This is a genomic window from Campylobacter coli LMG 9860 (assembly GCF_000254135.1).
GTDB classification, from domain to species: Bacteria; Campylobacterota; Campylobacteria; order Campylobacterales; family Campylobacteraceae; genus Campylobacter_D; species Campylobacter_D coli.
Window position 1 is genome coordinate 60,741 of sequence record NZ_AINS01000011.1, and the last position, 15,385, is coordinate 76,125.

A 15,385-nucleotide genomic window follows, 5' to 3' on the forward strand; every position below is an offset into this window, starting at 1 on the left:
AACAATGGAGCAAATTCTTTCCTTGCCACAAGATTTAAAACAATTAAAAGGTGTGGATTATAAAAATTTTAAATCCTGTACTTTTGCAAAATATACCCAAGTAAGCGCCTCACACTCTTCTTTTGTCAATGTAGGCAGCCATCTTTTAACCTTTGTAAGAAAAGGATATAAAATTTTACATACGGCATCAAAAGACTATAAAATCGACTCTTATGAAACCTTATTTTTAAAAGCGGGAAATTATACTTTAAGCAATGTAGGACTTAGTAGCGGTGTTTATGAAGCTTATTTGTTTTTCTTTGATAATGCTTTTTTAATCGAGCTTATTTATAAGTATAAAGATCTTTTTAAACTAGAACAAGCAAGCGAGGAGAGTGAAATTTTTTGGGTAAAAAATGATAAAATTTTACAAGGAATTTTAGAAAGTTTTACCCCGCATTTTGATGAGAATACACAAATTTTAGATCCCATAGTCAGTCTTAAATTTGAAGAGATTTTTTTGCATTTACTTTTAAATAAAAATACTTATTTCATAGGCTTTTTAGCTGGAATTTTAAAAGAATTTCGTTTAGATCTTTCGCAGCTTTTTGAGTATTGTGGGAGAGAATTTGTAAGCGTGAGCGAAATGGCTGATTTTGCAAAGCTTGATTTTGCTACTTTTTCTAGAGAATTTAAAAAATGCTTCGGGCAAAGTCCTAAAAAATGGCTAGATGAAAAAAGATTGCAAAAAGCTAAAGTTTTGCTTGAATTTTCTAAAAAAAATGTAAATGAAATAGCTAATGAATGTGCTTTTTCTTCAGTGGCTTGGTTTATCGAGAGATTTAAAGAAAAATACAATCAAACCCCTAAGCAATATCAAAAATCAAAAAACTTGTATTTTTTATCAAAAAACTAGCACACTTTTTCTATCTAAATCAATATAATCAGCATAAATATTTTTAACAAAAGGAGAAAAGTATGAAAAAATATGTTTTAAGTTTAGCGCTTGTTGGAGCAAGTTTGCTTGGAGCAAGCGAGTTGAAATATCAAGAATTTGATGGCTTTAAAAGCCCTGAAAGTATTTTTGTAGATAAAAATTCTGTATATGTATCTAATGTAGGTGAAAAACTTGAGCCTTTGGCAAAAGACAATGATGGTTTTATCTCTAAGCTTGATAAAAATGGCAAAGTGCTTGAGCATAAATTTATAAGCAATCTAAATGCCCCAAAAGGTATGATGGAAGTTGCAAATACACTTTATGTGGTGGATATTGATGTGGTGCGTGGTTTTGATTTGAAAAGCAAAAAAAGAAGTGTTTAATTTGCCTATAAAGGGTGCAATTTTTCTAAATGCTATCGAAAAACTAAATGACGATACACTTTTGGTAAGCGATACAGGCACAGGACTTGTTTTAAAAGTGGATTTAAAAGCGAAAAAATATGATGAGTTATTAAAACTTGATATCGCTAAATTTGGCGGTCCTAATGGACTTTACTTAGATAGAAAAAATGATAAGCTTTTTATAGCAGGATATCATCCAGATGGTGCTAGTGGCGGTGTTGTGATGAGTTATGATTTAAATGACAAAAAACTAAGCGTGATTAAAAATGAAAAAGAAGCTTATGATGGAATCGTTCCTTATGAAAATGCCTTGCTTGTAAGTTCTTGGGGTGAAAATTTAAACGGGGTGATTTATCGTTTAGAAGATGATAAAGCATTAAAGCTTGATTTGCCTTCTATCAAAGGTCCTGCAGATATCTTTATAGAGGGTGATACTTTATGGATTCCTAAGATGGTAGAAGGTAAAATACTTAAAGTAGAACTTAAAAATTAAGGATTTAATGCTTTCTTTTAGAAAAATTTTTTGGTTAAATGTTGCTATTGTCATAATTGTAGCATTTAACCTTAGGGCTCCTATTACTGCGATAGGACCCATGATCGATATTATCCAAGATGAGTATAATCTTAATTCCACTCTTGCAGGTGTGCTTACTAGCCTTCCTTTGATAGCTTTTGGTAGCATTTCTTTTATAGTGGGTTATTTTTCTCCTATTTGTGCGATTATTGTTGGAATTTTTCTTATTTTTATCGCAGAACTTATTCGTTCTTATTTAGGTGTTTATGGTTTATTTTTAGGAATGCTTGGTATAGGTTGTGGTATAGCTATTGCCAATGTGTTATTGCCAAGTTTTATTAAGGAAAAATTTCCTAAAAAAATGGCAAGTATGATGGGAATTTATAGTCTTGTTTTAAGCATTTCTTCTATAGCAGGAATTGCTTTATCTATGCCTTTGTTAAATATATTTGATTTAGCGGGTGCTATGGTTTTTTGGTCGGTTTTTTCTTTTATTGCCTTAATGATTTATTATCCCCAAGCTAAAAATGGCCGCTTTTTTCGTACCAAGAAAAAAGAGAGTAAAAAAATCAATCTTTTAAAAAATCCAACCACTTGGAAAATCACTCTTTTTATGGGTTTTCAAAGTTTTTTGGCTTATTCTTTGTTTTTTTGGTATGTGCAAATAATCGTAGAAAAAGGCTATGATAAAGATTTTGCAACCAATATGGTACTTTTTTCTCAACTTGTAGCCGCTCCAATCTCTCTTTTTGGTCCCTTGCTTTTAGGAAAACTTAAAAAGAGTTTACATACGCCTTATATAGCTATATTGTGCGCGATGTATGCGGTATCTTTTGGAATTTTATTTGCATTTGATACTCGGTTTATGATTATGCTTGCTGCATTTATTGTGGGGTTTCCTTGGGGTGGTGTTTTTGGTATTGCTTTGCTTTTTATCGCTCAAAAAAGTTCTAATGCAAAAATAGCTGCAAGACTTTCGGCTTTTGCTCAAGGGTTTGGATATTTAATCGCAGCGCAAGGGCAATGGATCATAGGATTTTTCCATGATATGTTTGGAAATTTTACAAGCTCTATTTGTATACTTTTTATCGTGGGCATACTTGTTAATATTTTTGGATATTTAGCCTATAAAAGCAAAGTTATTTGATAAGCTTTAATGCCTTTTCAAGCAAAATATCTGCACCATTTTTTTGTGCCATATCTTTAAGCCTTGTAGAAATATCTTCTAAATTTAGCTTGAATATAGCTTTTAAAATTTCATCAGGATAGGTGTTATTTTGCATAAAAATTTGACATAAAGCTTTATCTTGTAAAAATTTAGCATTAAAATACTGATGATTTTTAGCAGCGTGAGGGTAGGGTATGAAAATACTTGGTAGAGTATTGGCACAAAGTTCAAAAAGTGTGCTTGCACCCGCTCGCGAAATAGCCAAATCTGCATTTTGCATTTTTTCTTCTAAATGAGGGCTAAAGTCAAATACATCAGCTTGTATATTTAAGTCTTTATAAGCTTGTTGATACTTTTCAAGCTCGTTTTTTCCGCATTGATGAATGATATTAATGCCTTTTTTTTGAAGTTCTGGAGCTAGGTTTAAGGCTAAGTCGTTTATAAATTTAGCTCCTTGGGATCCGCCTAGAAAAATGATATTTTTTAATTCTTTGCGAATTCTTGCTTTTTCAAAAAATTTATCTGCCACAGGGTAGGGTACGATTTCTTTTTCAAAAGCGCTATAAAATTGCTTAGCAAAAGGCTTTAAAAGTTTATTTAAAGAACCGCTTTTTGAATTTTGCTCGTGAATAAATAAAGGCAAGTGTGAAAACAAAGCAGCAAAAGAAGCAGGAGCAGCACTGTATCCTCCTACGCTAAAAACCGCTTTGATATCATAATCTTTAAAGATTTGCTTACATTCTTTACTAAGCTTGAATGTGTGGAGTAAGGAATTGATTTTTCCAAGTTTGTTTTGATTGACAACCCCACGAGAACTTAAAAAGAATTTCGCTTTAAAACGAGTTTCGCTTTCAAACCAAGCTCTATCTTGACCATTTTGACTTCCTATATAAACACACTCTATATTTTTTTTAATCGCACTTTCTAGTAAACATCGCACAATGGCTAGGTGTCCACCCGTTCCGCCACCTGTTAGAACTATTGTCATAATTTAACCTTTTTTGAAATCATTAAAACATATCCAATTCCTATACAAATTGCCCACATTGAACTTCCCCCATAGCTTAAAAGAGGTACTGCAACCCCTTTTAAAGGCGTAAGAGAAATGATACCAAAGGCATTCATAAAGAATGAAAAGAGTAAAAGCAAAGCAATGCCTGAACAAAATATAAAATCTTGTTTTTCTTCACATCTTCCTGCAATTCTAAAAATTCTTAAAATCATCCAAAGATAAATAAAACAAATAAGCCCCAAGCCAAAAAGTCCTATCTCTTCTGTGATACCTGAAAGAACGAAGTCAGTATGCACCTCACTTAAAAAACCAAGTTTAAAAGTACCTAGCCCAAGTCCTTCACCAAATAACCCTCCATGAGCTATGGCATTTAAGGAGTGTGAAATTTGATAAGGCTCGCTATTGCCACTTACCCTTAAAGAATCTGCCATCCAATCAGGAAGCATAGGCAAGAAAGCATCTTGTATATTTCCCCACCAAGAAGCTATCCTTTGGATACGCCTTTGATTGCTAAAAATTACCATGATTCCTATCATCATAATGATTAAAATTCCAAAGGCAAAAAGTCTTTTGCTAGCACCTGCAAAAAAAGCTAGAGCTAAAATTAAAAAGAAAGAAATAACGCTTTGCCCTAAATCATTTTGTGTGATGTAAATATAGCCTATCACGATAGAAGCTAAAATACAATAAGGCAAGAGAATTAAAGCTTCATGCTTAATCGCTTTTTTGCTATCATCAATGCGTCTTGTATAACTCCAAGCTAAAAAATAAATCAGTCCTATTTTAAAAAATTCCACAGGTGAAATAGAAAGAGGTCCTAAGCGAATCCAACGCTTTGCGCCCCCACTAGCAGTCGCCAAAGCAGAGGGTAAAAAAGGCAGGATAATAATACATATAAAAGAGCCTATAAGTATGGCTAGGATAATTCTTTTAGCAAGTATTTTATCAGGATCAAGACGAGAAATAAAAAACATGATTAATATACCGCTAAGCCCAAAAAAGAGTTGGCGTATAAAAAAGTGAAATTCATTATAATCAAAAAAAAGCACAGTAAAAACAGTAAGAGAATATGAAAATACTATACCTATGCTTATTAAAATGCAACTTAAATAAAATAATTTTTTATCGGCAATCATGTAAAATTGTAATTTTTCTTTCGGAATAATTTAAAAGTTTATTATAACTAAAATAAATTAAATTTTTTGCTAAGTTTTTGTAAGGATATTTTGCTAGAATATGAGATATGTAAATAAAATTTATAAAGGCAAATTATGGTACAAATTCATAAGATTCTTATAGCAAATCGTGCTGAAATAGCTGTCCGTGTAATCCGTGCTTGTAGGGATTTACATATTAAAAGTGTTGCGGTTTTTACAGAACCTGATCGTGAGTGTTTGCATGTAAAAATTGCCGATGAAGCTTATCGCATAGGCACAGATGCTATAAGGGGTTATTTGGATGTAGGAAGAATTATAGAAATTGCTAAAGCTTGTGGGGCTGATGCTATACATCCTGGTTATGGATTTTTAAGTGAAAATTATGATTTTGCTAAAGCTTGTGAGGAAGCAGGAATTATTTTTATAGGTCCAAAATCTGAAGTTATCCACAAAATGGGAAATAAAAACATAGCTCGTAAATTAATGGCTCAAAATGGGATTCCTATCGTTCCAGGAACGGAAAAATTAAATGCTTATAGTATGGATGAAATCAAAGTATTTGCAGAGAAGATAGGCTATCCTGTGATTTTAAAAGCTTCAGGGGGTGGCGGAGGACGAGGAATTCGTGTCGTTCATAAAGAAGAAGAATTAGAAAATGCTTTTGATTCGTGTAAAAGAGAAGCATTGACTTATTTTAACAATGATGAAGTATTTATGGAAAAATATGTAGTCAATCCTCGCCATATAGAATTTCAAATTTTAGGGGATAATTATGGAAATATTATCCATCTTTGCGAAAGGGATTGTTCTATTCAAAGAAGACATCAAAAAGTGATCGAAATCGCACCTTGTCCTGGAATTTCAGACAATCTAAGAAAAACTATGGGTGTTACTGCTGTGGCTGCTGCTAAGGCTGTTGGCTATACAAATGCGGGGACTATAGAATTTTTACTTGATGATTATAACCGCTTTTATTTTATGGAAATGAATACAAGAATTCAAGTAGAACATCCTGTAACTGAAGAAATTACGGGTGTGGATTTGATCGTGCGTCAAATTCGTATCGCAGGCGGGGAAATTTTAGATCTAGAACAAAGTGATATCAAGCCAAGAGGTTTTGCTATAGAAGCAAGGATTACGGCTGAAAATGTATGGAAAAATTTCATTCCAAGTCCAGGTAAGATAGGGGAGTATTATCCAGCACTTGGACCATCTGTAAGGGTGGACAGTCATATTTATAAAGATTATACCGTGCCTCCTTATTATGATTCTATGCTTGCAAAATTAATCATAAAAGCTACAAGTTATGATTTAGCGGTTAATAAACTTGAAAGAGCTTTGAAAGAATTTACCATAGATATTAGAACAACTATACCATTTTTGATCGCGATTACTAAAACAAGAGAATTTAGAAGAGGGTATTTTGACACTTCTTTCATAGAAACTCATATGCAAGAATTATTAGAAAATACCGAAGATCGCCATCAAGATAATAAAGAAGAAGTTATCGCTGCAATCGCAGCTACTTTAAAGAAAATACGCGAAAGTAGAGAATAATGGATTTTTTTGATAGTCTTAAGAGTATAAAAAAAGAAATGCAAACTCATTCTAAGGAACAAAAAAACCTTAAAAACTCAAATAAAAAGGATATGAAGCATTTCAATAAAGAGATAAAAACACAGCCACCAGAAATGAACTTAGATAAAGAAATGCAAGAGGTTTTCTTAAAACAAGAAAAATTACAGGATGAGTTTTTGGAATTTATTAAAAATGCAGATATTAAGAAAATTTAATGCTAGAAATTGGTTTTTGTACTCTTGAAGACGAATGTCCTTATCTAAAAGATAGGCGTTCTAGGATAGAGTACAAATATATAGAAAATTGCTCTAAGGAAATTAATAGCGAGCTTATCAGGCGTGGCTGGCGTCGTTTTGGTAGGTATTTTTCTCGTCCTATTTGCAAGGATTGCAAAGAATGTTTAAGCCTTAGAATTTTAGTAGATGAATATCAATTTTCGCGCAGCGAAAGAAGAGTGATCAATAAAAACACAAATACCAAAATCATATTAAGAAAACCTTTACTAAGTAATGAACATTTGTTTTTGTATGATAAATATCACCGCTTTATGGAAGAAAAAAAAACTTGGAAAAGATATGATTTAAATTTCAGACAATATTACAATCTTTATGTTGATGGATTTATGAATTTTGGCTATGAGCTTGCTTTTTATGCGGAGGATAAGCTTGTTTGTGTGGATTTAATCGATTGGCTTGAAGATGGAATTTCTAGTATTTATTGCTTTTATGATCCAGATTTTTCTCATCTTTCTTTGGGTAAATTTTCTTTACTTAGCGAAATAAAGATAGCCAAAAAAGAAAAATTAAAATATATTTATTTGGGATATTTTGTAAAAAAGTGTCAATCTTTATCGTATAAAGCCGATTATACACCCAATGAAATTTTAAAAGGCACTAAAGAGCTTTTTGAAAATGAGGTTTTATGGGAGAAATAGATGCAAATCGTGCAAACTTTAGAAACTATCAATGTTAATACCGATGATATTAATGTTTTTCAGTATTTTAAAGACTTAATTACCAAAAATTTCACAAAGGTAGTAGGGCGTAAAAATAAAATTTTTTCTTTTTTTGAAGAAAATGAAATTCCACAGCGCCGTTATTTCTTAAAAGTTTTAGATCAAAAATATCGTAAAAGCACAAATGAAGGTATAGAGAATTTACAAGATGCTCATTTTAAAACTTTTAGATTAATTTTTGAGCAAAATAATATGCTTAAGCCTATGTTGTTTATCAAGATTGATTTTGTTGCGGGTAGAATTTTGATGAAGTTAAGCTCTAATGAAAAATTATTTATTACTTATATAAGAAATTATTTTCAAGATCATAATATAGAATATAATGAAATGACAAATATTCTAATTTTAGAATATAAAAACGAGAATACCCTTGAACTTTTTAAAGCTTTTGCAAATGAGAGCGAGCATTTAAAATATTGCGTGAATTTTGAAGTTGACCGCGAAGAGTATAAAAAATTTCGCCAAAATATTCACAATAAAGAAAATATGAAATGGAAATTTAATGCTTTAGCTAAGCTTTTTAGTAATTATTTTAATACTTTAGAATGCACTCCGCAAAATGATCTTAGTGAAATCAGACAAAAATATTTGATTTTGGTAAAACTTTATCATCCTGATTTTCATCAAGGAAAAAGTGCAATAGAAAAAGCTTACGCAAGAGAACAGTTTGAAAAAATACAAATCGCCTATGATAACTTAAAAGCACTTTATAAGAATAATACTTAAAAAAATTAAATTAATCATTTTGGTTAATTTAATTTTTCTCTCTCATAAATTTTTCTTAATTTGCTATCTAGTTTAAAACAAAATTTAAAAAGTGCAGGTACTACGAGTAAGGTAAGCAAAGTCGAACTTATAAGTCCAAAGATAATGGCTATTGCCATAGGAGAATTAGCTTCATAGCCCGCACCCCTTGAAAGAGCGAGTGGGAGCATGGCAAAAATCATAGCAAAAGTTGTCATCAATATAGCCCTTAAGCGTGATTTTCCAGCGATTAAAAGAGCTTTATCAGGATCTAAACCTTCATGGCATTTTTTATTGGCCACATCCACAAGTAAAATAGCATTTTTCCCCACCATACCAAAAAGCAAGATGATGGCAATAAGTACAAAAAGCGAAAAATTATGCCCTGTGATAAAAAGCCCTATAGAAGCTCCGCCAAAGGCTAAAGGCATGGTTATCATGATGATTAAAGGCAGAATAAAACTTTCATAAAGTGCGGCTAAAACAAGATAAATTAAAACAAAAGCAAGTACTACTGCCATAGCAAAACCTTGCACGGTTTCACCTAAAAGATTGATAAAGCCTGAAAAAGCATAGCTAAGACTTGCATTATTATTTAAAATTTTATCCATATTATCTAGTAAAAGTTTTTGCACCGCTCCTAAAGAAAGATCATTTACTCCAGCTGTGATTTTCACAGAGCGGTTTTTATTGTAACGATTGATAGTTTTTAAATCCTTACTGTATATAAAATCCACCACGCTTGAAAGTTCTAAATTTACACCTTGGTTGTTTTTAATACTAATGCGTTTTAAAGCTTCTATGTCTTTTTTAAATTCTGGAGCAAAACTTAGGATAATATCATCTTTTGAATTGCCTCTATCCATACTTCCTACGCTAAGTTGCGAGAAGGAATACCCTAAAACCCCAGCGATATATTGAGGATTGACATCTAAAAGTTTAGCTTTTTCTTTGTTGATGTGTAAGGCTACTTCATCTTTTGTAGTATTAGCATTATCGCTTATATCTACAATGCGTGCATTAGTATCTAAAATTTCTTTTGCCCGAGAAGCTGCTTCTTTTAGAGTGTTTAAATCATCTCCTAAGATTAAAAACTGCACGGGATCATCAATGCCTGCACCTTCTATCTTTGGAAGTTCTAAAATTTTGATTTTTAAACTCTCATCTTGAAATTTTTGACGATATAAACTTACTATAGCGCTTTGTCTTAAATTTCTTTCGTCTAAATTTTTAAGTTTAACATAAATTTTAGCCTTTGTAGCATCTTTGGCATCATCATAGCCTACAAGTAAAAAAGCGTATTTGACATTGCTATCATTTTTGATTTTTTCAAGCAAATTTAAACTTTTTTCTTTCATGGCTTCTAAGCTTAAATCCTTTTTGCTTTCAAGCAAAACTTGAATTTCGCTATCATCTTCCATAGGTAAAAAATCAAGCCCTATACGAGTAGCTAAAGCAAAAGAAAGCCCTACAAAAACAAGAGTGGCTAGGATAAATTTTGCTTTATTTTGTAAAATTTTATAGAGTAAATTTTCATACTTTTGCTCTATTTTTTCAAAAAAAGCTTCTGTTTTTTCATAAAACTTGCTTTCTTTTGGATTTAAAAATCTTGCCCCAATACTAGGTATTAAAAATACAGAAACCAAAAAGCTTATAACTATCCCACTTGCAACGCTTATGCCTAAGGCATTGAAAAAAAGCCCTGGTATAGAGTTCATATAAGAAATAGGGATAAAAACACAAAGTAAAACTATACTGATGCTTAAAACGCTAAAACCTATTTCATTGATACCTAAAAAAGCAGCTTGTAAAGGCGGATAGGTTTTTAGTTTTTTAGCAATATTTTCAATCACTACTATAGCATCATCGATAAAAATTCCTATGCTTAAGGTTAAAGCTATAAAAGTTAAGCGGTTTAAATCATAGCCTAAAAGATCGATAATAAAAAAAGTTGAAATGATAGAAGTAGGTATAGCTATGCAAGCAATGAGAGTTGCACTTAAATTTCTTAAAAATAAAAACACGATAACAAGGGTTAGAAAAATCCCCAAAACCATATCAAAAATCACTTGAGAAAGGTGCTTGTGGATATTTAAGCTTTTATCATAAAGCATATTAATGCTTATATCTTTTGGAATTTGTTTTTCTAAAATAGGCAAGGCATTTTTGACATTTTTAATCATTTCAAGGGTGTTATAATTTGTGATTTTTCCGAGTTCTAAAAGCACCCCTTCTTTACCTTCGTATAAAGCACTTTGTTTTTCATCTTCATAAAGGCTTGAAATATTAGCAATATCGCTTAAAAATACTCCTGTTTTTATGCGAAGATTGCTAAGTTCTTCTAAATTTGTGGCTTCAAAATAGCCTTTGATGATATAGTTATCTTGATTGTTATTAAGTTCGCCTAGGGCTTGTTTAAAATTTTGACTTTTGATGATATTCGCTACATCAAGGGCGTTAAGATTGTATTTTCTAAGTTCATTTGGTTTTAATTCTATGCGAATTTGAGGTTCCAAAAAACCCTTAGCTTCGATTTTACCTACCCCTTCAACTCTTTGCAAAAAAGGTTTTATTTTATCATTGATTTCACGCATGAGTTGTAATTTATCTTTAGAATATAAAAAAAGCGAAATAGCAGAACCAGAATCTGAACCGATTTTTTCAATTTCAGGCTTAGAAGGTAGGCTTAAAGTTCCTATTTTATCACGCACATCATTAGCAGCTACTTCAAGATTTTTACCCAGTTTAAACTCCACTACACTCACACTAAAATTATCATACGCAGCTGAGGTTATGGTTTTTACTCCATCAATTTCACTTAAAGCATTTTCTATTTCTTTAGTGACTTTTGATTCTACGAAATTTAAATCTCCATTTACCTTGCTTGTAATCTTTATAAGAGGTATGGAAACATTAGGAAATAAATTCACACTCATGCTAAAAGCAGAGATTAGCCCAAAAATCATGAGAGCTAAGAAAAACATCAGCACGGTAATAGGTCGGTTTATAGCTAGTTTAAACATTTTTAATCTTTAGTGATAATTCTACCTTCACCAAAAAGCCCTGGTGTTAAATTTGTGGTTTGCACTTCAGCATAAATTTTTCTTGTTTTTACCTCTATACTTGGATAAATAAGACTGATTTGTCCTTTAAATTCTGTGCCATTTTGATCGATTTTATAAAAGAAATCATCACCTAATTTAACTTTATCTTTGTATTTTTCATCAAAACTTAAAATCAGTTTGCTTTGCGGATAGGAAAAAATTTCTATTAAAGGTTGAGCTACTCCTCCTACTCCTTCGCCCACTTGTATAAATTTGTTTGCGATAATAGCATCATAAGGTGCACGCAATTCTTTTTTTGCCATGATATTTTTATAATAAGCTATATTGATTTTTGCTTTGATTAAATTTAAATTAGCTGCATCAAATTTAGCTTTCATATCTTCATAGCTTTGTTTGTCTATAACATTTTCTACAGCTTTGATTTTTTGCATTCTGCTTTTGGTATTTTCGTATTCTACAAGGGCAAGTTGATAAGAATTTTGAGCATTTTGAAGAGCTATTTTTTCACTTTCTTGATCAAGAGCAAGTAAAAGTTCTCCTTTGCTGACTTTTTGTCCAATTTCTACAGGAATTTTTTGAACTAAACCTATGCTTTCAAGGGCAAGCTTGCTTTGTTTTGATGCTTCTACATTGAAACTCGCGTAAATTTCTTCGCCAAAGGCGTAATTAAAAGCAAGAAGTAAAAATAGAATTTTTTTCATTCTTTAACCTTTGAATTAAGATCTATACCCGCATTAAAATAATAATTTGCTTTAGTAATTTCAAATTCATTTTTAGCAAGCTCTAAATCGCTTTGTGCTTTAAATTTAGCCTCTAAAGCTTGAAGATATTCCACATAAGAAACAAGTCCTGCTTGGTATTTTTTATCTACACTTTCAAAAGCCAAATTTGCAGCATTTAAGCTAAGATTAAGAGCTAAAATTTGTTCTTGTAAAACTTTTAAACTTTTGTCTAAATAATTTAATTCTTCTTTATTTTTTCTCTCACTAAATCTTGCGTTTGCATTGGCTATTTGAACGTTTAAACGCTCTTTTTCAACTTCTTTAGCCCTTGCATTGAAATCAAAAATTTTCCATTCCATACCTAAAATAAACTGATTACCTTGAGAATATTTTTCTAAGAATTGATCTGCTAAGTTTACAAAAGGAGCTGGAACTTTTGGATTATAATTGTTTTTATAAAAGTTAAAATTATCTTGAATATAAAATTTTGGAAAATATTCAGCTTTTGCTAAATTTACACTTTCTTTAGCAAGATTGATTTGTTCTTTAGCTATCATTACTTCATAGTTTTGACTTTTTTCTTGTTGCGGATTTTCTAAAAAAGCATTCCCTTGCACTTTAAAATCTGTATCACTTAAAATTTTAATCTCTTTTTGTATATTGGCAAGTTTTAATTCATTTTGACTGAGCTCTAATAAGCTTAAATGGTATTTAGCTTTAATGCTTTCAAGTTCATCTTTAGGGCTAAGTCCTGCGTCGTAAAATTTTTGCAATCTTTCAAAAGTTGATTTTAAAAAAGCTACTTTTTGTTGATTGGCTAGTAAAATTTTTTTAAGACTTAGGGTGTTAAAATAAAGTGTGATTGCATTTAAGGCAAGGTAATTTTTGCTTTGTTCTTTGTCTAAAAGGCTTAATTTTTCTTTGCTTTCTAAAGCTCTTAAATTAGCCTCTCTAGCACCCCCATCAAAAAGTAAAAAATTAAGAGAAACTTTAGCAAATAAACTTTCTTGTGGATCGATAATGAAGCGATCTTTATTGTTGGCTACATAAGCTGAGTTTAGACTAAGAGAGGGTAGGTAATTTCTAAAAGCTTGTTCTTTGTCTAAATTTGCTTGTTCGCTTTGCATTTGCTTAATGAGATAGGATTCATTATTTTGACTTAGTGCTATAAATTCGTGCAAATTAGAAGCTAGCATTGCTAAGGGATAAAGAGCTAAAAATATAGCTGATTTTAAATATTTTTCAAGCATTTGATATTTTAATATGCTTTATATAAATTTCAATTGAAGTTTTTTATATAAAATAAAATTTATTTGTTTTAAACATAAATTTTGTTAAAATCCTAGCTTTAAAATTTTATATTTAGGATGAAATTTTGTCGGTAAAAAATATTAGAAATTTTTCCATCATAGCACATATAGATCATGGAAAATCTACTCTTGCAGATAGGATTATTAGCGAGTGTGGTGCTATTAGCGATAGGCAGATGAGTTCACAAGTTATGGATACTATGGATATAGAAAAAGAGCGTGGTATCACCATAAAAGCACAATCAGTGCGTTTAAATTATAAATTTAATAATGAAAATTTTGTTTTAAATCTTATTGATACTCCTGGCCATGTGGATTTTTCTTATGAAGTGAGTCGTTCTTTGGCAAGTTGTGAAGGGGCTTTGCTTGTAGTAGATGCTTCTCAAGGTGTTGAAGCACAGACTATAGCTAATGTTTATATAGCGCTTGAAAATAATCTTGAAATCATTCCTGTGATTAATAAAATCGATTTACCTAATGCTGATGTTGAGAAAGTAAAGCATGAAATCGAGCATATTATAGGTATAGATTGCAAAGATGCAATTTGCGTGAGTGCAAAAACAGGAGTGGGTATAAAAGAGCTTATAGAAACAATTATTACTAAAATCCCTGCACCAAAAACAGATGATGAAGCTCCTACTAAGGCTTTAATTTATGATTCTTGGTTTGATAATTATCTAGGGGCTTTGGCTTTGGTTAGAATTTATGAAGGAAGCATTGCTAAAAATGATGAAGTTTTGGTAATGAGTACAGAAAAAAAACATATAGTTCAAGATCTTTTTTATCCTCATCCCTTAAGTCCTATCAAAACTCAATCCTTGCAATCAGGCGAAGTAGGGGTTGTAGTGCTTGGGCTTAAAACAGTAGGTGATGTGCAAGTGGGCGATACTATCACCTTAGTAAAAAACAAAGCCAAAGAAGCCATAGGGGGATTTGAAAAGGCTAAAGCTTTTGTATTTGCAGGACTTTATCCTATAGAAACGGATAAATTTGAAGACTTAAGAGATGCTTTGGATAAATTAAAGCTTAATGATAGCTCCATCACTTATGAGCCTGAAACCTCTTTAGCTTTAGGTTTTGGTTTTAGGGTAGGATTTTTAGGGCTTTTACATATGGAAGTAATTAAAGAAAGACTTGAAAGAGAATTTAATCTTGATTTAATCGCCACAGCACCAACTGTAACTTATGAGATTTATCAAACCGATGGAGAGCTTATAAAAATTCAAAATCCAAGCGAATTACCGCCGGTGAATAAGATCGATCATATCAAAGAGCCTTATGTAAAAGCTACTATCATTACCCCTAGTGAATTTTTAGGAAATTTAATCACTCTTTTAAATCGAAAAAGAGGAGTGCAGGTTAAGATGGATTATATCACTCCTGAACGCGTTTTATTGGAATACGATGTGCCTTTAAATGAGATTGTGATGGATTTTTATGATAAATTAAAGTCTTTAACAAAAGGATATGCGAGCTTTGATTATGAGCCTATTGAATTTCGTGTAGGGGATTTAGTAAAGCTTGATATTAAAGTAGCGGGTGAAAATGTCGATGCTTTAAGTATTATCGTGCCAAATGAAAAAGCGCAAAGTAAAGGAAGAGAACTTGTTAGTGCTATGAAGGAAATAGTTCCTAGACAGCTTTTTGAAGTAGCTATTCAAGCAAGCATAGGCAATAAAATCATCGCAAGAGAAACGGTTAAGTCTATGGGTAAAAATGTAACCGCAAAATGCTATGGTGGGGATATTACTAGAAAAAGAAAGCTTTTAGAAAAGCAAAA

Annotated in this window: 12 protein-coding genes and 1 pseudogene; 8 read left to right on the plus strand and 5 right to left on the minus strand. The window is 31.5% G+C overall.

Annotated elements, in window-relative coordinates; translation table 11 throughout:
- The first annotated feature begins 4 nt into the window (after positions 1 to 4).
- The 3 genes and pseudogenes from CCO88_RS02255 (at position 5) to CCO88_RS02265 (ending at position 2,981) form a co-directional block, all read left to right on the plus strand.
- Positions 5 to 895 carry a helix-turn-helix domain-containing protein gene (locus CCO88_RS02255; RefSeq protein WP_002779082.1) on the plus strand — a complete coding sequence of 297 codons (891 nt, stop codon included), beginning with the start codon at positions 5 to 7 and terminating at the stop codon, positions 893 to 895.
- 62 nt (positions 896 to 957) lie between these two features.
- Positions 958 to 1,813, plus strand: a pseudogene (locus CCO88_RS02260) (YncE family protein).
- 7 nt (positions 1,814 to 1,820) lie between these two features.
- Positions 1,821 to 2,981 (plus strand): MFS transporter, encoded by a 1,161-nt coding sequence (locus CCO88_RS02265; protein ID WP_002780311.1) that lies wholly within the window; start codon positions 1,821 to 1,823, stop codon positions 2,979 to 2,981.
- Here the strand turns inward: CCO88_RS02265 and murG are convergent.
- Positions 2,974 to 3,990, minus strand: coding sequence for an undecaprenyldiphospho-muramoylpentapeptide beta-N-acetylglucosaminyltransferase (gene murG / locus CCO88_RS02270; protein ID WP_002780313.1), 1,017 nt, complete (start codon positions 3,988 to 3,990; stop codon positions 2,974 to 2,976). The genes CCO88_RS02265 and murG overlap by 8 nt on opposite strands.
- Positions 3,987 to 5,150 (minus strand): putative lipid II flippase FtsW, encoded by a 1,164-nt coding sequence (gene ftsW, locus CCO88_RS02275; RefSeq protein ID WP_002839236.1) that lies wholly within the window; start codon positions 5,148 to 5,150, stop codon positions 3,987 to 3,989. Before ftsW ends, murG begins: the two co-directional genes overlap by 4 nt.
- Before the next feature lie 135 nt (positions 5,151 to 5,285).
- Here ftsW and CCO88_RS02280 point away from each other — a divergent pair, with 135 nt between their 5' ends.
- The 4 genes from CCO88_RS02280 to CCO88_RS02295 are packed head-to-tail and all read left to right on the plus strand — an operon-like array spanning position 5,286 to position 8,490.
- Positions 5,286 to 6,728: an acetyl-CoA carboxylase subunit A gene (locus CCO88_RS02280; protein WP_002779072.1), complete on the plus strand. Its 1,443-nt coding sequence runs from the start codon at positions 5,286 to 5,288 to the stop codon at positions 6,726 to 6,728.
- Positions 6,728 to 6,964: a hypothetical protein gene (locus CCO88_RS02285; protein WP_002790188.1), complete on the plus strand. Its 237-nt coding sequence runs from the start codon at positions 6,728 to 6,730 to the stop codon at positions 6,962 to 6,964. Before CCO88_RS02280 ends, CCO88_RS02285 begins: the two co-directional genes overlap by 1 nt.
- Positions 6,964 to 7,683 carry an arginyltransferase gene (locus tag CCO88_RS02290; protein ID WP_002819984.1) on the plus strand — a complete coding sequence of 240 codons (720 nt, stop codon included), beginning with the start codon at positions 6,964 to 6,966 and terminating at the stop codon, positions 7,681 to 7,683. Before CCO88_RS02285 ends, CCO88_RS02290 begins: the two co-directional genes overlap by 1 nt.
- A complete protein-coding gene (locus CCO88_RS02295) occupies positions 7,684 to 8,490 on the plus strand; it encodes an adenylosuccinate lyase (protein WP_002839238.1) in 807 nt (268 codons plus the stop codon).
- 23 nt (positions 8,491 to 8,513) lie between these two features.
- Here CCO88_RS02295 and cmeF read toward each other — a convergent pair whose 3' ends face one another.
- From cmeF to cmeD, 3 genes are read right to left on the minus strand one after another with little or no spacing between them, the layout of a single operon-like run.
- Entirely contained in the window at positions 8,514 to 11,531 is a 3,018-nt protein-coding gene (cmeF, locus tag CCO88_RS02300) for a multidrug efflux RND transporter permease subunit CmeF (protein ID WP_002839240.1), read from the minus strand.
- A gap of 2 nt (positions 11,532 to 11,533) precedes the next feature.
- Complete coding sequence (gene cmeE / locus CCO88_RS02305) at positions 11,534 to 12,274, minus strand: multidrug efflux RND transporter periplasmic adaptor subunit CmeE (RefSeq protein WP_002780321.1); 741 nt, start codon at positions 12,272 to 12,274, stop codon at positions 11,534 to 11,536.
- Complete coding sequence (cmeD, locus tag CCO88_RS02310) at positions 12,271 to 13,545, minus strand: multidrug efflux RND transporter outer membrane subunit CmeD (RefSeq protein WP_002779066.1); 1,275 nt, start codon at positions 13,543 to 13,545, stop codon at positions 12,271 to 12,273. Before cmeD ends, cmeE begins: the two co-directional genes overlap by 4 nt.
- Positions 13,546 to 13,670: 125 nt before the next feature.
- On the opposite strand from cmeD, the gene lepA reads away from it, so the two are divergent.
- Positions 13,671 to 15,385, plus strand: a 1,715-nt coding sequence (gene lepA / locus CCO88_RS02315) for a translation elongation factor 4 (RefSeq protein WP_002786139.1), incomplete at its 3' end; no start/stop codon positions are given.